Raw genomic sequence first — 24,245 nt, forward strand, 5'->3', positions numbered from 1 at the left:
AGGTTGACACCGAGGTTCCCTCCCCCGTAGCAGGCGTTGTTGAGCAGATTCTCGTCCCCGAGGACGAGGACGTCGAGGTCGGCGCTGCTCTGGCTATCATTGGCGACGGTTCCGGTGCTGCTGCTCCGGCTGCTCCCGCAGCTGTTGAGGCTCCCGCAGCTCCCGCTCCGGTTGCTGAGGCTCCCGCTGCACCCGCTGCTGCTCCGGCTGCTCCCGCAGCTGCTGCTGCAGGCATCGAGGTCGTACTGCCCGCACTGGGCGAGTCCGTCACCGAGGGCACCGTTACCCGCTGGCTGAAGGAAGTTGGCGAGCAGGTTGAGGTTGACGAGCCCCTGGTTGAGGTTTCCACCGACAAGGTTGACACCGAGGTTCCCTCCCCCGTAGCAGGTACCCTGCTCGAGATCCGCATCCCCGAGGATGAGGACGCAGAGGTTGGCCAGGTTCTGGCTATCATCGGCGACGCTGCTGCTGCAGCTGCTCCCGCTGCTCCGGCTCCGGTTGCTGAGGCTCCTGCTGCTCCCGCAGCACCCGCTGCTGCTCCGGCTGCTCCCGCAGCTCCTGCAGCTCCCGCTGCACCTGCCGCTCCGGCAGCTGCTGAGGGCGAAGCATACGTGACCCCGCTGGTCCGTAAGCTCGCTAAGGACAACGGCATCGACCTGTCCACCGTCAAGGGCACCGGTGTTGGTGGCCGCATCCGCAAGCAGGATGTTCAGGCTGCTATCGCTGCTAAGGGTTCCGCTGCTCCCGCCGCTGCTGCACCCGCTGCAGCTGCTGCTCCGGCTGCTGGTTCCGCAAAGGCACCGCACACCTTCGAGGTTTCCCCCAAGCGTGGCACCGTCGAGAAGACCGCACGTATCCGCCAGGTTATTGCAAAGCGTATGCGTGAGTCCCTGGACATCTCCACCCAGCTGACCCAGGTCACCGAGGTTGACGTGACCCGCATCGTTCAGCTGCGTGCAAAGGCTAAGGACGGCTTCGCTGCTCGTGAGGGCGCTAAGCTGACCTTCCTGCCCTTCTTCGTCCAGGCATCCGCTGAGGCTCTGCAGCAGCACCCCGCTCTGAACGCTTCCATGACCGAAGACTACAAGCAGATCACTTACCACGGCTCCGAGAACATCGCGATTGCTGTGGACACCCCCAAGGGTCTGCTGGTTCCCGTCATCAAGAACGCTTCTGACCTGGGCATTGCTGGCCTGGCAAAGGCTATTGGCGACCTGGGTGGCCGTGCACGTACCGGCGACATCTCCCCCGAGGAGCTGTCGGGTTCGACCTTCACCATCACCAACATTGGTTCCTTCGGTGCACTGTTCGACACCCCGATCATCAACCAGCCGAACGTTGCAATCCTCGGTACCGGTTCCATCGTGAAGCGCCCCATGGTTGTTAAGGATGTTGATGGTAACGACGTTATCGCTATCCGCTCCATGTGCTACCTGTCCCTCACCTACGATCACCGCGTGGTCGACGGTGCGGACGCTGGTCGCTTCCTGCACACCCTCAAGACCCGCCTGGAGGAGGCAAACTTCGAGTCTGAGCTGGGCCTCTAAGACCTGCATAGATTCAAGGAAGTTTCCTTGTGGCGGTGCCCTGATGGGTAACCGAGCGTAGCTCTCCGGGTTTTCCCGGACAGTGAGCAAAAGGCGGCGGTTCCATCCACTTCGGTGGGTGGGGCCGCCGCCTTTTGTTGCGTCCGCGTTTCTACAGCGTCAGTTACACAGTGTTAGTTACTCGGTGTCAGCTATGCCGGTACGGGTTCGGCGCGGGCGATCTCCCAGCCTTTCTCACCTCGATGCAGGTCGAAGATGACTTTCTGGCGAGTGACGCCGTTTTCTTCGCTGAGTTTGCGGGCTTCCTGCTCGGTTTTATCGGCGCGGTAGCCGGGCGCAGAGACTACCGCCATCACGCGGATGTTCTCGCTGTCGCGGCTGAGTTCTTCGGCGGTGTCGACGGTGAGCTCTGCACCGCCTCGGGCACGGCGTTCTTGGTTTCGCTGGTCGATCAGGGCTCGTAGAATCTGATCGCCCTGCGCGCTCTGATCCTGTGTGCTCTGATTCTGTATTGCCGTGCCACCGGGGTCCTGCTCCCCCGTTGCGTTCACGGCTTGAGCGGAGACGGGCTGTGCCGTTGCCGGGGCGTTCTGCCCGTAGAGGGTGAACCCGAGCGGTAGGGCGATGGACCCCAGAGCCAGCGCGGCTACGCCCAGACGTACGGAGGGACGGCTCAGCGCACCGCGTAACGCCGCAAGGCGAGATGAGCCTGTCGCTTCTGCGTTCTTTGCGGCATCTGCATTCTTCGGAGCGGGTGCGCTCTTTGCAGGGCTCAATGCGGAGCACGCCACAGGGCTCAACGGCATAGAGCCTGCGGTAGCTGCCGGCTTCTTCACGCGAGGCAAACGTTCCGCCAGGTAGCGTTGCGCTTTCTGCGTCTTTGAGAGCATCTGTACCGGCGCGGGCTCCACAGCTGCGGGAATTAGAGCGCGGGCTCGTTCTGAACAGCTCAGGTAGACGTTGAGCGGGCGAGGCGGCACCTCCTCCGCCAGGGCGACCACGGAGCTGAGCCCTGCGAGCGCTGCCTCCTGGGCGGGTGCGTCCAGCAGGTATTCGAGGGCTCTGCCGAGGCGCTCAATCCACTCGCTGCTGGGTGCCCCATCGGTTGCGGTGTCGGCGGCTCCCATGCGCTGTGAATCCATGCGCAGTGAGAGAGGTACGCGGGCGGCGGAGGGTTCCGGTGTGTGCCCGCAGGCGGCTTGCCAGAGCAGGGCTGCTGCGGAGCGTGCGTAGTTGCCCCGAGCGGCGGTGAGCTGTTCCGTATCTTGAGGGGCCGTTTCACGGTAGACGGCGTCAGGTAGCAGGAGTTTGGGCACTCCGGCGGCGCTCAGAGCAATATATTCGGCGCTTAGTTCGGCGCGCCCCTCCCCTACCTTTTTGAGGCTGCCGAGCGCCCGGTGCAGGGTGCGTGCCAGGGTCATGAGCTCGGCGGGTGTCAGGGGGCGAGCGCGCAGGAGCTTGTCGAGAGTGCCCGCGTCGAGGGGCTCGTACCAGAGGCACAGCTGATCGGCGCTGTCGGCGCTATCGGCGCTCTCACTAGTAACGGCGTGGAGCTTGGCGAGTCCGGGCGCGTTACGTAGGGCCGCGGCTACCTGCGGGGTCTGGGCGTGCCTCTGAGCGGATGCATCCGTGTTTTCCTCGAATCCGTACCCATTGGCTGCCGCGCGCAGAGTGGGTGCGGCAGGAGCCAGCTGGGTGGAGGGAGCTGCCGGGGCGGAGGGGTCTAGCGGGGTGGGCTGAGAAATGGTGCGCAGGGTGTAGCGTCCGGGGTGCACAGAGGGTAGGGAACGTGCGGTGGGTGCGCTTGCGGTGGTTTCGCCCCGGTACTCGACAATCTGCAGGGTGGGTAGAGCCGGGTTGGCGATACTTTCCAGAACGTGTGCTTCTTTGCTTCTCATACCATCATGTTATCAAATTACATCAAATAATATCTTTAAGCACACTAAAATAGTTCAAATACTCCAAAGAACCCCAAAAGTGAATTCAGGTATTTATCTGCTTATTCTCTCTCCCTCCCCTTGAGCACACCCTCACGTAACATTCCGACGTGTTCGCTCATCACGTGATTCAGGGCGCCCTAATTTTCTTCCCTCCACTAGCAGTACTAAGGTAGAAAGTATGTCTGTGACGATTGAACGCGTGGGCTTCGCCCCGAACTATGTGAACTATGTTGAGTGCCTGGACGAGCAGTACCGCATCCACGATGAGGTGGCTAACCGCACCCGCCAGAATACGATTCTTCTACTTGAGCACGAGGCAGTGATTACCGCCGGTAAACGCACCGAAGACCACGAGTACCCCGCAGACAAGTCCACCCCCGTCGTCAAGATTGACCGCGGCGGCAAGCTGACCTGGCACGGCCCCGGCCAGCTGACCGGCTACCCGATTCTGCGCCTGCCCGAGCCCATTGATGTGGTGGCATACGTGCGCATCGTCGAGGAAATCATCATTAACGTCCTGGCTGGTCTGGGCATTAAGGGTGAGCGCGTTGAGGGCCGTAGCGGCGTGTGGATCCTGGGCGACGGCATCACCCAGGACAAGAAGATCGCGGCACTGGGCATGCGCGTTTCGCGTAACACCACCATGCACGGCTTCGCAATCAACTGCTGCAACGACACCGCACCTTTCCAGCAGTTCATTCCCTGCGGCATTAGCGATGCGGGTGTTACCACTATTTCGGAGCAGCTGGGCCGCACCGTCACCCCCGCCGATATTTTGGAGCCGCTGGAGGCAGAGCTTCTGAAGTACCAGGACCGCCTGGCAGAGTCTTTCGAGCCCATTGCGGCGCAGGACTAAACGCAGGGTTAGACGCAGTCAAGAAGCATCGAACGGGTCGTACACGTAACGCGTCCGGCTTTGTTCGTCATATACGAAAATCAGTTTCACCTACGCCTGAGCGGGCGTAAAATAGAAGATGGCCCACCTGCACAGAGGGCACATCTAGACCAAGGAGAAGACTTTTGAGCACCGCACCTGAAGGACGCAAGCTACTGCGTGTGGAGGCCCGCAACGCTGAGGTTCCCATTGAGAAGAAGCCTCACTGGATTAAGACCAAGGCTATTGTTGGCCCCGAATACAACGAGATGCGCGAGCTGGCTCGCGGTCAGGGCCTGCACACCGTGTGTGAAGAGGCAGGCTGCCCCAATATTTACGAATGCTGGGAAGACCGTGAGGCAACCTACCTGATTGGTGGTTCCGAGTGCACCCGCCGTTGCGACTTCTGCAATATTGCGACCGGTAAGCCCGTTGCTGTTGACTACGCTGAGCCGTTCAAGGTTGCTAAGAACGTGAAGGTCATGGGTCTGCGTTACGCAACCGTGACCGGTGTTGCTCGTGACGATCTGGAAGACGGCGGTGCGTGGCTGTACGCAGAGACCACCCGCCAGATTCACAAGATGTGCCCGAACACCGGCGTTGAGATGCTCGTCCCCGACTTCAAGGGTGTTCCCGAGCATGTTCAGAAGGTGATTGACGCTAAGCCTGAGGTTTTCGCGCACAACCTGGAGACCGTCCCCCGTATCTTCCGTCAGATTCGCCCGGCGTTCCGTTACGAGCGTTCCCTGGATGTTATTACCCAGGCTAAGGAAGGTGGCATGGTCACCAAGTCCAACCTGATTCTGGGTATGGGCGAGACCGACGAGGAGATTTACGAGGCGCTGTGCGATCTGCACGATGCTGGTTGTGACATCATTACCCTCACCCAGTACCTGCGCCCCGGCCCGCTCTTCCACCCGATTGAGCGTTGGGTGAAGCCGCAGCAGTTCGTGGATTTTGCGAACATGGCTGAGGAGATTGGTTTCGCTGGCGTTATGGCGGGCCCGATGGTTCGTTCTTCGTACCGTGCAGGTCGCCTGTGGGCTCGTGCAATGCGTAAGAACGGCTACCCGATCCCTGAGAACCTTGCCCACATTGAGGGTGAGGGTGCAGCCCTGCAGGAAGCCTCCTCCCTGGTGGCTGCGGGCTACTAAGCCTTTTCAGAATCTTTCTGAGAGCGTTGAGGCTCCTCGAACCCGGTGTTCGTCCGGTGTTCGGGGAGCCTCCCCTTATGCCCCGCCCCTTGTGCGGGTAGGGTAAACTAGAAAAATTGCAGGCATACACTGCATCGTTACGTCACTATGGTTCCGTGAGCGTTTGAGGCGCTTCTCGGGGCCGCGGAAGAACCAGCCGAGGAAGAATCGTGGCAGATAAGCGCGAAGAGAAGAAAAAGAAGAAGGAACGCACTCCGGGCACTTTCGCCCAGATGAAGCAGGTCTACCAGATGACCAAGAAGTCCGACCCGAATATCGGTTGGATTCTGAGTCTGTCGGCTCTGGGTACCCTTTTGGTTTTCCTCCTCATCGGTATTGCCCTGGGTAACTGGATTACTTTCCTGATTCTGGGTCTGGGCGTTGCCGCTATTGTGGCGATGCTTCTGCTGGGTCGCCGCGCGCAGACTGCGGCTTTTGCTCAGATTGAGAACCAGCCCGGTCGTAGTGGTGCAGCGATGAACTCGGTGCGCCGCGGTTGGATTGTTGAGGAGCAGCCCGTTGCTGCGAACCGCAACCAGGATCTGGTGTTCCGTGCGCTGGGCCGTCCCGGTATTGTGCTGGTGACCGAGGGCCCTCACAGCCGCGTGAACTCGCTGGTGAACACTGAGAAGAAGCACCTGGCTCGTGTGGCTCCCGGTGTGCCGGTTCATGTGATTGAGACCGGTCACGATGAGGGTCAGGTTGAGCTCAAGGACGTTGTGAAGACTATGAACAAGCTTCCGAAGGCTCTGACTCAGCAGGAGATGCAGGTTGTTTCTGGTCGCCTGAGCACTCTGAACACTATGCGTAACCCGATGAATGGTCTGCCGAAGGGTGTTGACCCGATGCGTGCACGCCCCGACCGTCGTGCGATGCGCGGCCGCTAAGCGAGACGCTGATATGAGGTTTTGAAGGCTCCGGCTCTTCCCGTGTGGGGAGGGTCGGGGCCTTTTGTTACGCCCGGTTATTGCGCTGTTGCTGGCATTGATATTGGCTTTGCTACTGGCTCTACTGAGGGCGTTAGCATCTCTACTGTGTTTCGTGAGGCAACGTAGATGTAACTCCTTTCCAGGATTTGTAACATTACCGAAACACGATAGTCACGCACGCGCAAAAAATAACCACTATGCTTGATATGTCACAGGGTTTTGCCCGCGGCCAAAAACTAAACCAAAGACTGAATGTGATGAGGGAAAGCACCCTCCTGCACCGTCAGTCGAACAAGGAGCAGTCCTCATGTTTACCAGCCCCCAGGAAGTTCTCGACTTTATCAAGAACGAAGAAGTAGTCTTCGTTGATATCCGATTCACCGACATGCCCGGCGTGCAGCAGCACTTCAACCTGCCCGCTAAGGCGATTGATGACGATTTCTTCGTCAACGGCCAGCTTTTTGACGGCTCCTCCATTCGCGGCTTCCAGGGCATTGCAGAGTCCGACATGCAGCTGATTCCCGACGTTCAGTCCGCGTACGTTGACCCCTTCCGCATTGAGAAGACCCTGGTCATCATCTGCTCCATCGTGAACCCCCGCACCGGCGAGCCCTACCACCGTGACCCCCGCGGCGTCGCTGAGCGTGCCGAAGCATACCTGCAATCCACCGGCATTGCAGACACCGCGTTCTTCGCATCCGAGGCTGAATTCTTCGTCTTCGAGGACGTCCGCTACCAGGTCGAGCCGAACTCCGTATTCTTCAAGATCGACTCCGATGAGGCTCCCTGGAACACCGGCCGCAAGGAAGAGGGCGGCAACCTGGGCAACAAGACCCCCGTCAAGGGCGGCTACTTCCCCGTCTCCCCCGTCGACAAGCAGGCTGACCTGCGTGACGCAATGTGCGTAGCAATGGACGAGGTCGGCCTTGAGGTTGAGCGTAGCCACCACGAGGTGGGCGCAGCCGGCCAGGCAGAAATCAACTACAAGTTCGACACCCTCACCAAGGCTGCTGACGACCTGCTGAAGTTCAAGTACGTCATCAAGGGCACCGCAGACGCATGGGGCAAGTCCGTGACCTTCATGCCCAAGCCCGTGTTCGGTGACAACGGCTCCGGTATGCACTGCCACCAGTCGCTGTGGCAGGACGGCGAGCCCCTCTTCTACGACGAGCGCGGCTACGCTAACCTCTCTGACACCGCACGCTGGTACATTGGCGGTCTGATTGAGCACTCCTCCGCTGTTCTGGCGTTCACCAACCCGACCGTGAACTCTTACAAGCGTCTGGTTCCCGGCTACGAGGCTCCCATCAACATGGTGTACTCGCAGGGTAACCGTTCCGCCGGTATCCGCATCCCGATTACCGGCACCAACCCGAAGGCTAAGCGTCTGGAGTTCCGTGCACCGGACCCCTCCGCTAACCCCTACTTCGCGTTTGCTGCTCAGCTGATGGCTGGTCTGGACGGTATCCGTAACCGCATTGAGCCGCCGGCACCGATCGATAAGGACCTGTACGAGCTGCCCGCTGAAGAGGCTAAGGACATCAAGAAGGCTCCGGCTAACCTGGAGGAGGCGCTGGCGGCTCTGGAGGCTGACCACGACTTCCTGCTCGAGGGCGGCGTCTTCACCGAGGACCTGATTCAGGCTTGGATTGACTACAAGCGTAAGAACGAGCTGGAGCCGCTCTCGCTGGTTCCGCACCCGCTTGAGTACCAGCTGTACTACGGCGTCTAATTCCAGGCTTCTAGATTTGAGCTCTGAGCCCTGCCCCGTATAGGGCTACGTTCCGAATAGTGTGCAATGGCCTATATGTTCCCTTGGGGAGCATATAGGCCATTGTTGTGTGTTCTGAGGGGTTTCTGCAGGGTTTCTGCGGAGTGCAGGCTCGCCGAACCATTTGGGTGACGGTTCGTGTCTAATATTTTTCTGTCTCGATGAGCTTCGTATGCCTTAGTTGCGCTTAGAGCGGCTCTAAGGGCTAAGCTGTTGGTGCTGGCGTTCCCTCCCTTTTCGTCGTGCAACCGGAGGGAACGCCAGTCTATTTTTATGCCCTCGCGTCACTTGCGGTATATCAGCCCCGCTAAGTCAGCCCCGCTAAGTCAGCCGCACTTGGGTAATTCACGCCAGGGTGATCCGTTCAAGGGTCACATCATAAGATGTTGTACCCGCTAGTCCCGGGGTTCTTCCTGCACAGGCGTACAATGAAAGTGCGTGCGCCCGGCCGGCGGCACCTACGAATTCCGCGAGAAACGACATCACAACGCCGTGTTCTCCCCGCCGCCCTTCCCCTTTTTAGCATCAGCTAGGGCGAGTATCGCCGATGACCGACCGACCCGTCTGACGCCGCATCCACTGTAACGAGGAGAAATCTCATGGCATATCAGCCGACCATCCTAAACGGTGAAACTGTTTTCCGTAACGAAGTTTTTCAGACCGGCCTCATGTCCCAGCTGCTGGACGGCATCTACGATGGCGAGATGACCATCGGTGAGCTTCTGAGCCACGGCAACTTCGGTGTGGGTACCTTCAACGGCCTCGACGGCGAAATGGTCGTCCTCGACGGCGTCTGCTACCAGGTGCGCCACGACGGCTCCGTATCCCTGCCCGACCTGCGCCAGCAGACCCCCTACGCCGTGGTCACCAACTTCGTGCCCATGATTAAGCGCGAACTACCGCATAACCTACTCCGTAAGTCTGCCTCGCAGATTCTGGATGACTTCACCGTCTCCAAGAACTACATGTACGCCATCAAGATTTACGGCGAGTTCGAATGGGTCCGCACCCGCACCGTCATCAAGCAGGAGAAGCCCTACCCGAAGATGGTTGCGGCCACCGAGAATGAGGACATTGTCCAGTTCGATAACGTAACCGGCACGATTGTTGGCTTCCGCACCCCGATCTACGAGCAGGGCATCTCGGTGCCCGGCTGCCACGCCCACTTTATCGATGATGAGCGCGTTCAGGGCGGCCACGTGGTCGACTTCAAGCTGCGCTCGGCAAAGGTCGAGATTTGCCCCGGTACCGGCCTGCAGCTGCACCTGCCGCTGACCCCCGAGTTCTCCTCCGCTAACCTCTCCCCCGAGGACCTGGCTGAGCAGATCTCCAAGGCTGAAAAGCACTAAGCTTCTTTCCCACCGGGATATGGCAACGGGATATAGCAACGAAGGAGCCGCCCTCTACAAATCTGTAGAGGGCGGCTCCTTCGTGTTTATACGCGCTGTAAACGGCGCTTACGCCTCGGGCACGAACTCGCCGTGGCCGCGCTCGCGCAGGGCGGCACGCACCTTCTCAGCGGCCGCATCCAGCTCTTCGGCGGTCGCATCCTTCTTCGCGTTAGCGGGATCGTAGTCAGCCATGCCGTCAGCCGGGAACAGGTGGATGTGGGTGTGCGGAACGTCGAAGCCCGCAATCATCAGAGCCACACGGTCCTTATCAAACGCCTGATCCAGGGCACCAGAAATCTTGTGCGCCACAGCGAACAGGTGCGCTGCCAGCTCAGCCGGCAGGTCGGGCCAACGGTCGACCTCAGCGCGGGGAACGAGCAGCAGGTGACCTTCCGACAGAGGCATGATGTCCATGAACGCCACGCATTGATCGTCCTTCCAGACGAAACGACCCGGGATTTCGCCATCAATAATCTTGGTAAAAATTGTGCTCACAATACTCTCCTTCATGCGCCGTCATCGGCGCGTTTGAAGCTCAACGGTCAGGCTTACGCCTCAACCTCAATACTCTCACCGGGGTTCAGGTGCTTCAGCTCAGTGCCGTACTTCGCACCGAAGTTCGTCACCAGGCCTTCAATAATGCCGGTGCCATTCTGATTAATCATGCCGTTGTGAATCGGAACCACACGCTGCGCGCCGGTCGCAATCACAAAATCGATGACTTCCTGAACCTTCGACCAGGGGGCGTGAATCGGCACCAGGACGGTATTTGCACGCACGCGGTGAGGAACCACCAGCGAGTCACCCGGGTGGTACACGGCACCGTTAATCAGGTAACCAACGTTAGCGATGGTCTGAATCAGCGGGTGAATCAGGGCGTGCTGACCGCCGTAGGTCTTCACCTCAAAACCGGGGATGCTGAACTCAGAATCAGAGGAAACAACGGTAACCTCGGCAGCAGGCACAGCCTCCTTGATGACCTGGGCTACAGCCTCGGGAGCCCAAATCTTCAACGGGTTCTGCGACTCGGCGCGCTGAGCAATCAGCGGCAGCACCGACGGGCCATCAAAATGGTCCGGATGCGCGTGAGTCACGAACAGGTAATCGGCGCCTTCCAGCGCGGTGGCGTGTTCGCCTTCTGCGGCAAAGTTGCCGGGGTCAAGAACGAGGGTGCGCCCCTCATTCTCAAGGCGGATACATGAGTGGGTGTACTTCGTCATCTTCATAGTTTTAGTCTACCGCGAACCTCCGCACCTACCCCGAGGCGGCTTCAACTTTTGAGATAAAGCGCAAATCAACCACCTTTTGAACGCCTCTGGTGTAAAGTCGTAAGACAAGATCAACCACACAATGAGGCGAATTTCCGTCCCGAAAGGTTCAGCAATGGACACTCATATTCCCGTACGGAGAATTACGAAGCCCGCCGAAGCCCGAAATACCCGCCAGCGTCGCATCATCAAGGCGACCATGGAAGAGCTCGGCGATTTCATCTCAGCACAGGATCTGCACCTGACCCTCGCGAACCGCAAGGAACAGGTCTCTCTCGCAACCACCTACCGTGTGCTGCAGTCGCTGGCTAACGCCGGTGAGCTCGACTCGGTCAAGGGCGTTGAGGGTGAGACCCTGTACCGCCACTGCCGGGTGAAAGATCACCACCACCACCTGCTCTGCCGCCGATGCGGCACCGCCATTGAGCTGGAAGCACCCGCCCTTGAGGACTGGGCACTGGCTATGGGTAAGCAGCACGGCTTCTCGGAGCTGGAGCACGTGGTTGAAGTGACCGGTTACTGCCCGGACTGCACTTTGGCACGTCGCGAGGAAGAATCGCAGGGCGGCGCTGCACGCTAACGTTGCAGGCTAAGCCGCAACCTCTAAGCCCCTCATTCTGAGGAGCTCTCCCCCACCGGGGAATCCCTTCTGCTCGAAGGATACGGCGCCTAAGATCTTTGACGCCGCAACAGCACGACACACAGGGCATCTGGACAGAGCAATCTGGACAAGGCAACACAACGCCACGCAGACTAAGCCCACGCCGCACGGAGATATCCCCCTTCACAGCAGGACATCCCCCTTCACAGCGGCACCTATGCACGACAACGAAAGAGCCCCACCTCATTCCCGAGGTGGGGCTCTTTCTATAGATCTTATGCCTTCTCAGCCAGCTGGCGGCCCGACGCGCTATGGCGGCGCTTCACGCCACCAATCACACGGCACACCACGTAAATCAGGAAGGAAATACTGGTCACGTAGGGACTAATCGGCAGCGAACCGGCAAGAGCCAGCAGAATACCGCCCACAATGGACGCCTCCGCGAACAGCACCGACAGGATTAGGGTGCGTACCGGAGAGGCAGTCACCTGCATCGCCGCAGCCGCCGGAGTAATCAGCAGCGCCAGCACCAGCAGCGAACCGACCACCTGCACAGACAGCGCCACAGCAATACCCAGAATCACCATGAACACCAGGGACAAAAAGCGCATCGGCACGCCCTTAGCGCGCGCGACCTCCGGGTCCAGGGAGGCGAAGCTCAGCGGACGCCACACCATCACCAGCAGGGAAATAATAACCACCGCACCAATAATCATGGTGTGCAGCTGGTCGGCATCCACGGACACGATCTGACCGGTCAGCAGGCCAAACTTATTCGCACTACGGCCCTGGTACAGGGAGAGGAAGAGAATACCCAAGCCCAAGCCGAACGGCATGAGCGCACCAATGACCGAGTTCGAATTGCTCGCCTTAGAGCCCAGAAAGGCAATCAGCAGAGCCGAGGCAATCGAACCGACCATGGAGCCGGTCACCACGTCATAGCCGAGCAACAGGGCAAGGGCGGCACCCGCGAAAGACATTTCAGAGACGCCGTGCACCGCAAAGGCATGGTCGCGCATCATCACAAAAATACCGACGAAACCACCGATAAGGCCCAGAACAGCGCCAGCAAAAATGGAGTTCTGCAGCATCTGCAGCAGCTCGCCGTAGCGGTCAAAAACGAAGATACGGGAGAGCAAATCATTCTGCGCGGCGGCAACCGGTGCCAGAGCGGGGAGGGAAGCAAGAATGGTCATCGTGTGGTTCCTCCCGGAAGGTGTAGAGTGCGCTGCGGTTCGGAGAGACCAGACTTCAGGTGGGAACCGTGAATGTTCTGGTCGGTGCCCTCAATATGGCAGTGGTCGCTGGCGTGAGTCTCACCCACCACCACGTAACGGCCATTAGACTTGAGCACGCTCACCGGGGTTCCGTACAGGGAGGTGAGAGTCTCACTGGTCATGACCTCTTCCACCGAGCCGACAGTGAAACGACCGTTTGCCAGGTAGAGCACACGATCCACATGCTCAATGATGGGGTTGATTTCATGGGTCACGAACACCACCGCCACGCCGCGTTCACGGTTGAACCGGTGAATCAGCTCAGCCACCGCGTACTGGTGGTTGAGGTCCAGGGAGAGTAGCGCCTCATCAGCCAGCAGAATCTTCGGGTCGTTCGCAAGCGCCTGAGCGATACGCAGACGCTGCTGCTCACCGCCGGAGAGCAGACCCACCGGCACGTTCGCGTACTCGGTCGCACCGACGGCTTCGAGGAGCTCGTCAACCTTGGCGCGGTATTTGCGGCCGTGCAGGCGGATGCCCCAGCGGTGCCCGTCCACACCAAGTCCCACGAGGTCGCGGGCGCGCATCGGGGTGGAGGTGGGGATGGACTTCTGCTGCGGTACGTAGCCGACGCCGGCGTTGCCCAGGCGTGCGGGTTTGCCGAGCACGGAGATTTCGCCAGCGTTGAGTCCGGTCAGGCCGAGAACGACTTTGAGGAAGGTGGACTTACCGGAGCCGTTGGGTCCGAGCACGGCGAAGTATTCGCCTGCGCCGATGTCGAGGGTTAGATTTTTCCAGAGAGTGCGGGCCCCGAAAGCGAGGCTACCCCCGCGAATGGAAATCGCGGGGGCGGCACCGTTATTGTTGTCAGTCACTTAGGAGAGCGCCTTTTCGAGGTTGCTGACGTTGGTCTTCATCCATGCCAGGTAGTTGGTGTTTTCCGGCAGGGTTTCGGTGAAGGATACGTAGTTCACCGAGGCGTCCTTAGCTGCCTGCAGCACCTCGTTGGTCTGGGAGGTGGAGGTCTGCTCGTTGTAGGCGAGCAGCTGGACCTTCTTCTCGGTGACCATGTCCTTGGTTTCCTTCAGGACGAGGGCGGGGACGTCGTTGCCGGCTTCTGCCGCCTCAGCGAATTCGCTGGGGGTTGCGTTCTCTGCGCCGGTGGAGGAAATCAGGTAGTCCGGCACGGGCTCGGTGGACAGGTACTTCTTGCCTTCACCGGCGATTGCCTTAGCTGCTGCGTCCAGTGCGTCCAGTTCCTTGGAGAAGGTGGATGCGTTGGTGCGGAACGCCTCAGCGTGTGCGGAGTCGAGGCCTGCGAGCTCTTCAGCGATCTTCTGGGCGACCTTCTTCATGGTTTCGAAGTCGTACCAGAGGTGCTCATTGAACTCGTGTGCGTGGGCGTGGTCGCCGCCGTCTTCGTGGTGTTCGCCGCCGCGGTGGTCCTCGACCAGGTGGGTGTATTCGGCGTCGGTGAGCTTGCCGCTGACCTTGACCGCGTTCACGATCTTCTGGGAGGTGTTGTCCTTGCCCGCGAGGTCTTCGAGGAACAGGTCGTAGCCTGCGCCGTTGATGACGATCAGGGATGCGTCCTTCGCCTTGAGACGGTCGGCGCTGGTGGCTTCGTAGGAGTGGGGGTCGGTGCTGGTGGAGGCGATGAGCGCGGTGACCTCAATGTAGTCGCCGCCAACCTGCTTGGCGATGTCTGCGTAGACGTCGGTGGAGGCGACGACCTTCACCTTGCCCTTGCTGGAGCCAGCCGAGGAGGACGAACCGGAGGAGGTCTTGTTCTCGGTTGCGCAGCCTGCCAGCAGCAGGGAGGACGCGGCGAGTGAGCCCATTGCGGTGAGGAAGTGCTTGCGGGTGATCTTCGGGTGCGACATGAGGGCTCTCTTTCGGTTCGTTCTAGTCTGCAGGTTCCTTAACTACATCATGCGCACACCCGTATAAACAACTCTTTATTGTTGTCATTTGGGTGCTGTTAGGCAACCCTTTTCCCTGTTAGTAGCTTATGCAACAGGGATAGTTAGCTCAGCCTACTGCGCTCCCCCACCGTTACTTTATACTGCCGCTTCATCCCGCCGTCTGAGAGTGCCCCTTGGGTGCATCCATAAGCCGTTTTGGACCGCAAAACAGCCCGCCCTGAGCCCTCCTTGACGAGGGCACCGGGCGGGCTGTGTGTTCAAGATTTCCCTATTTTATTCGGGGTATCTCACGATGCGGCTACTGGGCTTATTACTGGGCTTCGCGCGCCTGCTGTCGGCGTACACGCTCACGCACCGCATCCTGGGTGGTGTCGTTGATTTCGCCGACGAGCTCCTCCAGCACGTCTTCGAGGAAGACCACGCCGAGGGTTACGCCCTGTTCATCCATAACCTGTGCGATATGGGTTCGGCTGCGCTGCATGGAGGCGAGCGCATCGTCAATATCGGTGGTCGGGGTGAGCGTGTCCAGGGAACGCAGCTTGTACCAGGGGAAGGGCTCCTCGAACCGCTCGGGGGCGATGGCGAGGGCGTCCTTCACGTGCAGGTAGCCCATGTAGGTTCCGTCGCTGTCGGTAATGACGAAGCGGGAGTAGCCGCTGCGTGCCACGGCGCGTTCCAGTTCGGAGGGGGTGCTGCCGAAGGGCAGGGTGACGAGCTTATCGCCGGGCACCATGATTTCGTAGACGTCCTTCTCGGTGAATTCGAGGGCGCTTTCAATCACGCCGGCGTCGTCTTCCACGGTGCCTTCCGCGGTTGAGGTTGCCACGATGGTCTGTAGCTCGCCCAGGGTGAAGGTGGAGGCGACCTCATCCTTTCCTTCGACCTTCATGAGCGCCAGCAGCTTATTCGACAGGTTGTTCAGCAAGGCGACTACGGGGGCGAAGATCTTGGAGAAGGTCACCAGGGTCGGCACAATCCAGAGGGCCACGCCGCGGGCGGCGAGGGTCACGGCGGCGTTCTTGGGAACCATCTCGCCGAAGATCACGTGCAGGTAGGTGACCAGGATCAGGGTGATACCGAAGGCGAGCACGTCCACGATCGCGTGGGGCAGGCCGACCAGGTGCAGAGGCACCTCCAGCATGTGGTGCAACGCCGGTTCTGAGACGTTCAGAATCAGCAACGAGCAAATGGTGATGCCCAGCTGGCAGGTGGCGAGCATAAGCGAAACGTTTTCTAGCGCGTAGATGACGGTCTGCGCTCGCTTATTGCCTTCTTCAGCGAGCGGTTCGATTTGTGCTCGTCGGGTGGACATGATGGCGAATTCACCGGCGACGAAGAAGGCGTTTCCGGCGAGCAGGATGACGAGCAGTGCGATGGCTACCCAGTCGTTCATGCGTTGCCTCCCTTCTCGGTCTGTTCCTGTGCACTAGTGGCGGGCGTGGGGGTGAATCGGATGCGGTCCACGCGGCGGCCTTCGAGGGTATCGACGCGCAGGGTACCGCCGGTTACGGGGACGCTGTCGCCTACTTCGGGGATGCGGCCGAGCCGTTCCATCATGAAGCCGCCGACGGTTTCGTATTCGGGGCTTTCCTCAACCTCGAGCCCGGGGATGAGGGTGTTGATTTCGTCGGGGCGGCGCAGGCCGGAGAACACCCAGTCGCCGTTGCCGTAGCGTAGGGGGCGTTCGGTGCGGCCGCGGTCGTGTTCGTCGGAGACTTCGCCGACGATTTCTTCGACGAGGTCTTCGAGGGTTGCGATGCCGGCGGTTCCGCCGTATTCGTCGAGGACCACGGCGAGCTGCAGGGCGCCCTGGCGTAGCTGGGTGAGCAGCGCGTCCAGGTGCAGGGTTTCGGGGACCTGCAGCACGTCTTCTGCGAGGGCGCCGGCTTCGAGAGTTTCGCGAACCTCCGGGGGCACGCCGACTGCCTTCTTCACGTGCACGACGCCCACGATGTTGTCGTGGTCGCCCTTGTAGAGGGGGAATCGGGAGTGGCCGGTGGAGCGTGCCAGCTTGATAACTTCGGCAACGGGGGCGGTGTCTTCGAGCATGGCGACCTGGCCGCGCGGGGTCATGACTTCGGAGGCGGTCAGCTCGGAGAAGCGCAGGGTGCGGTCCACGAAGCGTGCCGCGTCGGAGTCGAGGGTGCCTTCTTCTGCGGAGCGGCGCACCATGGAGGAGAGCTCTTCGGGGGTGCGTGCCGCGGAGAGTTCTTCCTTGGCTTCCATGCCGAAGCGTCCGAGAATCCAGTTGGCAGAGCCGTTCATGATGCGCACGAGCGGGGACATGACGCGGGTGAATGCCAGCTGCGCGGGGGCGACTCGACGCGCCACATCGTAGGGTTCGGCGATAGCGAGGCCCTTGGGCAGCAGTTCGCCGACGACCATGGAGAGCAAGGTTGCGATGAGCATCGCCAGCACCAGGGTGAGTACGTCGGTCACGCTGGTGGGCAGACCCAGGCTGCTGATGGCGCCGGTGGTGAGCGCCTTGATGGCAGCGTCGAGGGTGTAACCGGTCAGCAGCGTGGTGATGGTGATGCCGATCTGGCAGCTGGACAGCTGAGTGGAGAGGGTTTTGAGGCAGCGCAGGACGGCGTCGGCTGATTTATCGCCGGAGTCCTTTGCCTGCTGCACGGTGGCGGTTTCGAGCGCCACGAGTGAGAACTCTACGGCAACGAAGAAGCCGGTACCCAGGATGAGGAGTAGGCCGATGAGTAGGAGAATCAGATCCACTCAGCCACCGCCTCCATCGACTGGTGTGCGGCGCCTTGGGCTTGACGGGGTAGCCCCGCAGTCAGGCTGTCCAGATGCTGAGCATCGGAGGTGGTGTTTTTGGGTGTTACAGTGCCGTGTTGCGCAGAGTACGCGGGCAGTATTCTGCGCTGGCTAGTAGTCAGAGTCTTACTCAAAGGGTCATCCATACCCCATATTTTAGCGAAGGTTTCCTCTCTTCCCGGTGCTGTAGAGTGCCTGCTCACAAGCGCAAGACAGCACTTGTTGCGCACGCGGCTCATTGCTAATCCGTAAGAGTGAAAAATTGCATTGCGGATATGGCGCGATGAGCTGGAAAGTTCACCGTGATTCTCTTTACACTTATACATAGGAGCATGAGTGTGCCGCCAAGCAAGCGGATGAACCCCGACGTTCACGGCACGCTAGGCAGGTTTGTACGGTGCACACCCCGCACATACGGCCACCATCTTAGGCGATGCGCACATGCTCAGCGTGATGATTCGCCCCTCGAAGACGCGGGTCGTCTATGCCGGGGAGAGTCCCGGACGCGACGGATAAATTCACACTAATTGGAAGAGGCGTTTAACGTGCCAAATCTGCCAGAACATCTGGTGCCTGAGGAATTTGCCGGTAACGAATGGTTCGTTGAAGAACAGTACGAGCGTTACCAGAAGGACAAGAGCCTCGTGGACCCTTCATGGTGGCCCATTTTTGAGACCATCGATAAGGCGCTGGGAGGCGCCGGTACCGCTAGTGCAGCTCCTGCTGCGGCACCCGCCGCACCGGCTGCACCTGCCGCACCTGTAGCAACTCCCGCCCCCGCGGCACCGAAGCCTGCGGCTGCGCCTGCTAACCCCACCCCTCCCGCTGCTACCAAGAAGGCTGAACCTGTGGAACCTGTTGAAGACAAGATTGTCCCCCTCCGCGGCCCTGCTAAGGCAGTTGTCACGACCATGGAAGAGTCGCTGACTGTCCCCACCGCAACCACCGTTCGTGCGGTCCCCGCAAAGCTGCTCATTGAGAACCGTGCTGCCATCAACAAGTACCTGGCAAGCACCCGCGGCGGCAAGGTCTCCTTCACCCACCTGATTGGTTACGCAGTAATTCGCGCAGTGGCAGCGATGCCTTCGATGAACGTGACCTACGGTGTGGACGAGAAGGGCAAGCCCGTTGCGATCCACAACGCGCACGTGAACTTTGGTCTGGCTATTGACCTGCCCCGCCCCGATGGTTCCCGTAACCTGGTCGTTCCGAACCTCAAGGGCGCTGAGAACCTCAGCTTCCGCGAGTTCTGGGATGCGTACAACGACATCGTTAAGCGTGGCCGTAACGGCGCGCTGACCATTGAGGACTTCCGCGGCACCACTGTTTCGCTGACCAACCCCGGTGGTATCGGTACCGTCCACTCGGTGCCCCGTCTCTCCAAGGGCCAGGCAGCCATCATCGGTGTGGGCGCGCTGGAGTACCCGGCTGAGTTCCGTGGCCTGTCCGAGAAGCTCATCACCCAGCAGGGCCTGTCCAAGATCATCACCCTGACCAGCACCTACGACCACCGCGTCATTCAGGGTGCAGGTTCCGGTGAGTTCCTGAAGCTGGTTGAGCACTACCTGCTCGGCGGCGACGACTTCTACGACGCAATCTTCCGCGACCTGAAGGTTCCTTTCGAGCCGGTTCGTTGGGCACGCGACAACCACGTCGATGACGCTCAGGAAATTTCCAAGGTTGCACGTATCCAGCAGCTCATTCACGCGTACCGCGTGCACGGCCACCTGACCGCAGCAACCAACCCCGTTGGCTACAAGATGCGTTCGCACCCGGACCTGAAGCTGGAGAACTACGGCCTGACCCTGTGGGATCTGGACCGTGTCTACCCGACCGGTGGCTTCGGCGGTTCCGAGCGTCTGCCGCTGCGCACCATCCTGGAGCGCCTGCACGAGGCATACTCCGGTTCCCTGTCCGTTGAGTACATGTACTCTGAGGACCCCGAAGTTCGCGCATGGTTCCAGGAGCGCCTGGAGCGCGGCGTTGCTAAGCCCACCCGCGAGGAGCAGCTGCGTGTTCTCTCCAAGCTGGTTGAGGCTGAGGCATTCGAGAACTTCCTGCAGACCAAGTACCTGGGTCAGAAGCGCTTCTCCCTGGAGGGCGGCGAGTCCCTGATTCCGCTGCTGGACGCTGTTCTGGACAAGGCCGCTAACAACGACCTGAAGGGCGTTGCCATTGGTATGGCACACCGCGGTCGCCTGAACGTGCTGACCAACATTGCTGGTAAGTCCTACGCTCAGATTTTCCGTGAGTTCTCCGGCACCGCAGCACCTTACGAGGGTGGCTCCGGTGACGTGAAGTACCACCTCGGTACCGAAGGTGTCTTCACCTCCGATTCCGGTAAGCAGACCCAGGTGTACGTGGCTGCTAACCCCTCGCACCTTGAGGCTGCAAACACCGTGCTCGAGGGTATCGTCCGCGCTAAGCAGGACGTCTACCGCGAGCAGGGCATTGAGGGCCACCCGGTCCTGCCGATCCTGATTCACGGTGACGCAGCGTTCGCTGGCCAGGGTATCGTCATGGAGACCCTGCAGATGGCTGACCTAAAGGCGTACACCACCGGCGGCACCGTGCACGTTGTGGTGAACAACCAGATTGGCTTCACCACCCTGCCGAACGACGGCCGCACCGCAACCCACGCCTCCGACATTGCGCGTATGACCAAGGCTCCGGTCTTCCACGTCAACGCTGATGACCCGGATGCAGTGGTTCGCGCCGCACGCCTGGCATTCGAGTACCGTGAGCGCTTCGGTCGCGACGTTGTCATTGACCTGATTTGCTACCGCCGCCGCGGTCACAACGAGGCTGACGATCCGTCGATGACCCAGCCGAAGATGTACCAGGATATTGACGTCCTGCCCTCGACCCGTACCCTGTACGCACAGGACCTGGTCGGTCGTGGCGATGTCTCTCAGGAAGAGGCAGACGAAGTTCTGGACTCCTACCACTCGAAGCTGGACGCTATCTTCGTCGAGACTCAGTCTTCGGCACCGGCTCCTGCTGGCGCGCACGTTTCCGGTCTGGAACTGCCTGCTGCTCAGCAGAACACCGAGGTCGTTCACGGCGGTAAGACTGCAATCTCCCGTGAGACTCTGCAGCACATCGCTGACGCGTTCGGTAAGGCTCCCGAGGGCTTCACCGTCCATAAGAAGCTGAAGAAGCTCATGGAGCAGCGCGTTGAGATGGGCCGCACCGGCAACGTGAACTGGGGTATGGGTGAACTGCTCGCCTTCGGTTCGCTGCTGATGGAGGGCACCGACGTTCGTATGAGCGGTCAGGATGTTCAGCGCGGTACCTTCGTTCAGCGTCACGCTGTTCTGCACGACCACATCACTGATGAAGAGTGGTCGCCGCTGGAGCACCTCTCTGAGGACCAGGGCAAGTTCCGTATCTACAACTCCTTCCTCTCTGAGTACGGCGTTCTCGGCTTCGAGTACGGTTACTCGGTGGAGCGCCCCGACTCGCTCGTGGTGTGGGAGGCTCAGTTCGGTGACTTCGCAAACGGCGCTCAGACCATCATTGATGAGTTCGTGTCTTCCTCCGAGCAGAAGTGGGGCCAGCGCTCCTCGCTGGTTATGCTGCTTCCTCACGGCTACGAGGGTCAGGGTCCTGACCACTCCTCGGCTCGTGTTGAGCGTTACCTGCAGCTGTGCGCTGAGAACAACATGACTGTTGCATGCCCCTCGACTCCGGCTTCGCACTTCCACCTGCTGCGTCGCCACTCTCAGCACCGTCCGTACAAGCCGCTCGTGGTGATCAGCCCCAAGCAGTTGCTGCGTCTGAAGGCTGCTGCGTCCTCCATCGAGGACTTCACCGAGGGTTCGTTCCAGCCGGTGATTGGTGACCGTTCGGGTATTAACCCGGCTCAGGTTGAGCGTGTGGTCTTCGTATCCGGTCGTCTCTACTACGATCTGGAAGCTGAGCGCGAGCGCCGCGGCGACACCAAGACCGCTATTGTCTCGGTGGAGCAGCTGTACCCGCTGCCCGAGCAGGAGATCAAGGAGCAGCTGGCTCTGTACTCGAACGCTACCGACGTTGTGTGGGCTCAGGACGAGCCTGCTAACCAGGGTCAGTGGCCGTTCATGGCTCTCAACCTGCAGCCGCTACTCGACCGCCGTATGCGCCTGGCTTCCCGCCCCGCAGCTGCTTCCCCGGCTGCCGGTACCGGTAAGTTGCACGCAGCTGAGGCTGAGGCTCTGCTCAAGCAGGTCTTCGAAGGCTAAGGTCTTCTGCTGCTAAACCGCTAAGGTTTTAGCTCTTCAAAACCCGTCTTCCCGTCAGATGTTTCTGGTGGGCAGACGGGTTTTTTAGTCTCGGATACTTACCGGATAGGGTATTAAGTTCGAAAAGAGGCCGGTAAGCGCTTATCCTAGATATAAAGACTATTACTCACGTGCCTTGCCGCCTCTCACGGCGGGCGCATACTGCAGAAGAAAGAATTCCGTGGAGCAACGCAATATTCGAATTGTGGCAGTCGGCGATGACCTGCTCGCCGGTGTTGGCGATCCCCGTACCCTCGGCTGGTTTGGCCGTGTTATGGCGCGCACCCCGCAGACCACCGCATCCATTGCGGCATATAACCTTGCCGCCCCCAATGAAGGTAGCGAGCAGCTGAATGCACGCTGGTTCGAGGAGGCGCGCCGCCGCTTCGTTCCCGGTGCTGATAACCGCCTCATTATTGCTCCGTCGACCTTTGACATTGATTTGGGTCTGACCAGCGCTCGTTCGCGTTTGAACCTGGCGAACATTGTGGACATGGCGTCGCAGAACAACATTAAGGTTCTGGTTGTTGGTCCGCCGCCGACCCTGGACGCTGAGCGTAACCGCCGTATCGCTGACCTGTCGGCGGCGTACGCGGATGTGGTGACCCGCCGTAACCACGTGTACGTGGATACGTTCAACCCGCTGCTTCACCATGAGCAGTGGCGCAACGACCTTGCCGCTAATGACGGCCGCCCGGGTCAGTCCGGTTACGGTCTGATGGCGTGGCTGGTTCTGCACCGCGGCTGGTACAACTGGCTGAACATTCCAGAGCACGGCTAAGAGCCCGCTCCCCCGGTTGGGACTGTGAGTTGATGCGAAGAAAGTTCGTGTTTTTTAGCTCATATCCCGGTTCCAAGATGCAATCATGCCGTTTCTATGAAAAAATAGACGGCGTTGCCCTTATAGCGTGGGCCACCGGTTTTCGGTGACCGCCTCTGCTAGGGCAGGTAATAGGGAGCGCGCACCGCGAAGGTGGGGCGTGCATCCATGAACACTATAAGGAGGCTCTGATGAGCAAGCGCGGTCGTAAGCGCAAGGACCGTCGTAAGGGCGGCGCAAACCACGGTAAGCGCCCCAACGCATAAGGTATCTTGCATACACTTTAAAACCCCGGCGTTTCGGATATTATTCGGACCCGGGGTTTTGCTTTACCCGCAGATGTTTGTGCGCATTCTGCGGAATAAAGAGAAGAATTCTACGTTATGGAAGTGAACGCCTGGCGCGTTCCTGTAGAGGAGAAACATGGCTGAAACCAACACCGCAGCGGATACCCGCGAGCTGCGCGAACGCTTTACCGCGGACGCTATGCAGTATGTGGATCAGCTCTACGCTGCCGCCCTGCGGATGAGCCGCAACTCTGCCGATGCTGAAGACTTGGTGCAGGAAACCTACATGAAGGCTTTTGCTTCGTACCACCAGTTCACCGAGGGTACGAACCTGAAGGCGTGGCTGTACCGCATCCTGACGAATACGTACATCAATTTGTACCGTAAGCGTCAGCGTGAGCCGCAGCAGTCTCAGGGTGAGACGGTGGAGGATTGGCAGCTGGCTCAGGCCGGTGAGCATGATGCGGTGGGTCTGCGTTCTGCCGAGGCGGAGGCGCTGAGTGCCCTGCCGAATACGGAGGTTCGTGAGGCTCTGAACGAGCTGTCTGAGGATTTCCGCATGGTGGTGTACTACTCCGATGTGGAGGGGTTCGCGTACAAGGATATTGCGGAGATTCTGGATATCCCTCTGGGCACGGTGATGTCTCGTCTGCATCGTGGCCGCCGTATTCTGCGTGAGAAGCTGCTCGATTATGCACGTGAGAACGGTCTGCGCCCGTCGACCATCGCAAAGGCTGAGGCGAAAGCCGCAGCGAAGGCGAGCACTAAGGGGCAGCCGGCAAAGGCTACCAAGGGCACTAAGGCGGCCAAGGGCGTAAAGTCCCCGCCGGCGGGCTCTGGCTCCGAGGCGCCTGCAGATTCTTAGTTTCGCTCTTCTACACGTGAGCTAGCCCCCCCCCATGAGGTTGGGGCTAGACTCCCCTAACGCTTTATACCTTCCGTGTGAAAGGAACCCCGATGTCAACCACAGACAAGAATTCTTCTGTCCCCGAAGCCTCCGCGGCTTCTGAGCCGCTGGAGGATTGCGGCGGCCAGCCCTGCTCGTCGTCTCTCAAGCGCCTCTATGAATTCCTCGATAGGGAGCTGAGCCCCGAGCAGCTGCGCACAGTTCAGGCGCATCTGGATGCCTGCCCCGACTGCGCGGATGTGAAGGACTTTGAGCTGATGATTCGTGAGAAGATGCGTTCTTCGTGCGCTCAGCAGGCGCCCGAGCAGCTGAAGGCGCGTCTACTGCAGGATGTGCAGAAGTTCTGCGCCGAGGCTAACCTCTAAGCTGCCTCAAGCTGTTGCCCCGCTGGGGGTATAGACATCTGATGATGAGTGAAGGCGGTGCACCAATAACGGTGCACCGCCTTTACGCGTGTTGGTTGGTTCGCACTACCTGGTGTGCATTGCCTATCTCACCTCTGGAGTCCTCGGCGGCTCGCAAACCCTCAACCGGTAGAATA

Annotated in this window: 19 protein-coding genes and 1 pseudogene; 12 read left to right on the plus strand and 8 right to left on the minus strand. The window is 60.0% G+C overall.

What is annotated here, in order from left to right:
* Positions 1-1,547: 2-oxoglutarate dehydrogenase, E2 component, dihydrolipoamide succinyltransferase (gene sucB, locus HMPREF2879_RS02825; protein ID WP_070634772.1), on the plus strand; the 1,547-nt coding region annotated here is incomplete at its 5' end.
* A 191-nt stretch (positions 1,548-1,738) separates the two neighbouring features.
* Here the strand turns inward: sucB and HMPREF2879_RS02830 are convergent.
* Positions 1,739-3,445, minus strand: a complete 1,707-nt coding sequence (locus HMPREF2879_RS02830; protein ID WP_070634773.1) for a peptidase — start codon at positions 3,443-3,445, stop codon at positions 1,739-1,741.
* Between the two features lie 208 nt (positions 3,446-3,653).
* Between HMPREF2879_RS02830 and lipB the strand changes: the two are divergent.
* The 5 genes and pseudogenes from lipB to budA all read left to right on the plus strand — a co-directional run.
* A pseudogene (gene lipB / locus HMPREF2879_RS02835) lies at positions 3,654-4,343 on the plus strand (lipoyl(octanoyl) transferase LipB); the annotation flags it as partial.
* Between the two features lie 164 nt (positions 4,344-4,507).
* Entirely contained in the window at positions 4,508-5,515 is a 1,008-nt protein-coding gene (gene lipA / locus HMPREF2879_RS02840) for a lipoyl synthase (RefSeq protein ID WP_049347251.1), read from the plus strand.
* Positions 5,516-5,724: 209 nt separating this feature from the next.
* Complete coding sequence (locus HMPREF2879_RS02845) at positions 5,725-6,441, plus strand: DUF4191 domain-containing protein (protein ID WP_005505470.1); 717 nt, start codon at positions 5,725-5,727, stop codon at positions 6,439-6,441.
* A 349-nt stretch (positions 6,442-6,790) separates the two neighbouring features.
* Positions 6,791-8,215 (plus strand): type I glutamate--ammonia ligase, encoded by a 1,425-nt coding sequence (glnA, locus tag HMPREF2879_RS02850; RefSeq protein WP_060824576.1) that lies wholly within the window; start codon positions 6,791-6,793, stop codon positions 8,213-8,215.
* 638 nt (positions 8,216-8,853) lie between these two features.
* Positions 8,854-9,603: an acetolactate decarboxylase gene (gene budA, locus HMPREF2879_RS02855; RefSeq protein ID WP_005505457.1), complete on the plus strand. Its 750-nt coding sequence runs from the start codon at positions 8,854-8,856 to the stop codon at positions 9,601-9,603.
* A 108-nt stretch (positions 9,604-9,711) separates the two neighbouring features.
* Here the strand turns inward: budA and HMPREF2879_RS02860 are convergent, their stop codons facing one another.
* Together HMPREF2879_RS02860 and HMPREF2879_RS02865 are read right to left on the minus strand one after the other, a co-directional pair.
* A complete protein-coding gene (locus HMPREF2879_RS02860; RefSeq protein ID WP_070634775.1) occupies positions 9,712-10,140 on the minus strand; it encodes an HIT family protein in 429 nt (142 codons plus the stop codon).
* A gap of 53 nt (positions 10,141-10,193) precedes the next feature.
* Positions 10,194-10,871: an MBL fold metallo-hydrolase gene (locus HMPREF2879_RS02865; RefSeq protein WP_049349528.1), complete on the minus strand. Its 678-nt coding sequence runs from the start codon at positions 10,869-10,871 to the stop codon at positions 10,194-10,196.
* Positions 10,872-11,028: 157 nt separating this feature from the next.
* On the opposite strand from HMPREF2879_RS02865, the gene HMPREF2879_RS02870 reads away from it, so the two are divergent.
* On the plus strand, positions 11,029-11,493 hold the full coding sequence (locus tag HMPREF2879_RS02870; RefSeq protein ID WP_005505454.1) for a Fur family transcriptional regulator: 465 nt from the start codon (positions 11,029-11,031) through the stop codon (positions 11,491-11,493).
* A gap of 296 nt (positions 11,494-11,789) precedes the next feature.
* Here HMPREF2879_RS02870 and HMPREF2879_RS02875 read toward each other — a convergent pair whose 3' ends face one another.
* From HMPREF2879_RS02875 to HMPREF2879_RS02895, 5 genes are all read right to left on the minus strand, one after another.
* The gene (locus HMPREF2879_RS02875) at positions 11,790-12,710 is read right to left on the minus strand and encodes a metal ABC transporter permease (protein WP_005505453.1); all 921 of its coding nucleotides are present in this window, start codon (positions 12,708-12,710) and stop codon (positions 11,790-11,792) included.
* Positions 12,707-13,606, minus strand: coding sequence for a metal ABC transporter ATP-binding protein (locus tag HMPREF2879_RS02880; protein ID WP_070634776.1), 900 nt, complete (start codon positions 13,604-13,606; stop codon positions 12,707-12,709). Before HMPREF2879_RS02880 ends, HMPREF2879_RS02875 begins: the two co-directional genes overlap by 4 nt.
* Positions 13,607-14,614 carry a metal ABC transporter solute-binding protein, Zn/Mn family gene (locus HMPREF2879_RS02885; protein WP_070634777.1) on the minus strand — a complete coding sequence of 336 codons (1,008 nt, stop codon included), beginning with the start codon at positions 14,612-14,614 and terminating at the stop codon, positions 13,607-13,609. It abuts the gene before it with no gap.
* A 352-nt stretch (positions 14,615-14,966) separates the two neighbouring features.
* The gene (locus HMPREF2879_RS02890; protein ID WP_070634778.1) at positions 14,967-16,049 is read right to left on the minus strand and encodes a hemolysin family protein; all 1,083 of its coding nucleotides are present in this window, start codon (positions 16,047-16,049) and stop codon (positions 14,967-14,969) included.
* Positions 16,046-17,386, minus strand: a complete 1,341-nt coding sequence (locus HMPREF2879_RS02895) for a hemolysin family protein (RefSeq protein WP_070634779.1) — start codon at positions 17,384-17,386, stop codon at positions 16,046-16,048. Before HMPREF2879_RS02895 ends, HMPREF2879_RS02890 begins: the two co-directional genes overlap by 4 nt.
* Positions 17,387-17,973: 587 nt before the next feature.
* On the opposite strand from HMPREF2879_RS02895, the gene HMPREF2879_RS02905 reads away from it, so the two are divergent.
* The 5 genes from HMPREF2879_RS02905 to rsrA all read left to right on the plus strand — a co-directional run bounded on the left by HMPREF2879_RS02905 (position 17,974) and on the right by rsrA (position 24,069).
* Positions 17,974-21,651, plus strand: coding sequence for a multifunctional oxoglutarate decarboxylase/oxoglutarate dehydrogenase thiamine pyrophosphate-binding subunit/dihydrolipoyllysine-residue succinyltransferase subunit (locus tag HMPREF2879_RS02905; RefSeq protein ID WP_070634780.1), 3,678 nt, complete (start codon positions 17,974-17,976; stop codon positions 21,649-21,651).
* A gap of 220 nt (positions 21,652-21,871) precedes the next feature.
* Positions 21,872-22,471 carry a GDSL-type esterase/lipase family protein gene (locus tag HMPREF2879_RS02910; RefSeq protein WP_005505446.1) on the plus strand — a complete coding sequence of 200 codons (600 nt, stop codon included), beginning with the start codon at positions 21,872-21,874 and terminating at the stop codon, positions 22,469-22,471.
* A gap of 230 nt (positions 22,472-22,701) precedes the next feature.
* On the plus strand, positions 22,702-22,776 hold the full coding sequence (locus HMPREF2879_RS09635) for a 50S ribosomal protein bL37 (RefSeq protein WP_095343185.1): 75 nt from the start codon (positions 22,702-22,704) through the stop codon (positions 22,774-22,776).
* A 157-nt stretch (positions 22,777-22,933) separates the two neighbouring features.
* On the plus strand, positions 22,934-23,662 hold the full coding sequence (locus HMPREF2879_RS02915) for a sigma-70 family RNA polymerase sigma factor (protein ID WP_049342176.1): 729 nt from the start codon (positions 22,934-22,936) through the stop codon (positions 23,660-23,662).
* Positions 23,663-23,754: 92 nt separating this feature from the next.
* Complete coding sequence (rsrA, locus tag HMPREF2879_RS02920) at positions 23,755-24,069, plus strand: mycothiol system anti-sigma-R factor (protein ID WP_005508601.1); 315 nt, start codon at positions 23,755-23,757, stop codon at positions 24,067-24,069.
* Positions 24,070-24,245 lie beyond the last annotated feature (176 nt).

The sequence above is a fragment of the Rothia sp. HMSC069C04 genome (assembly GCF_001812895.1).
In the GTDB taxonomy this organism is placed as follows: Bacteria; Actinomycetota; Actinomycetes; order Actinomycetales; family Micrococcaceae; genus Rothia.

Bases quoted from the DNA above. Each gene is read 5' to 3' on its own strand.
- HMPREF2879_RS02875 (WP_005505453.1), bottom strand. From the start codon at position 12,710: ATGACCATTCTTGCTTCCCTCCCCGCTCTGGCACCGGTTGCCGCCGCG.
- HMPREF2879_RS02830 (WP_070634773.1), bottom strand. From the start codon at position 3,445: ATGAGAAGCAAAGAAGCACACGTTCTGGAAAGTATCGCCAACCCGGCT.
- budA (WP_005505457.1), top strand. From the start codon at position 8,854: ATGGCATATCAGCCGACCATCCTAAACGGTGAAACTGTTTTCCGTAAC.
- HMPREF2879_RS02865 (WP_049349528.1), bottom strand. From the start codon at position 10,871: ATGAAGATGACGAAGTACACCCACTCATGTATCCGCCTTGAGAATGAG.
- HMPREF2879_RS02870 (WP_005505454.1), top strand. From the start codon at position 11,029: ATGGACACTCATATTCCCGTACGGAGAATTACGAAGCCCGCCGAAGCC.
- HMPREF2879_RS02915 (WP_049342176.1), top strand. From the start codon at position 22,934: ATGGCTGAAACCAACACCGCAGCGGATACCCGCGAGCTGCGCGAACGC.
- HMPREF2879_RS02885 (WP_070634777.1), bottom strand. From the start codon at position 14,614: ATGTCGCACCCGAAGATCACCCGCAAGCACTTCCTCACCGCAATGGGC.
- HMPREF2879_RS02890 (WP_070634778.1), bottom strand. From the start codon at position 16,049: ATGAACGACTGGGTAGCCATCGCACTGCTCGTCATCCTGCTCGCCGGA.
- glnA (WP_060824576.1), top strand. From the start codon at position 6,791: ATGTTTACCAGCCCCCAGGAAGTTCTCGACTTTATCAAGAACGAAGAA.
- rsrA (WP_005508601.1), top strand. From the start codon at position 23,755: ATGTCAACCACAGACAAGAATTCTTCTGTCCCCGAAGCCTCCGCGGCT.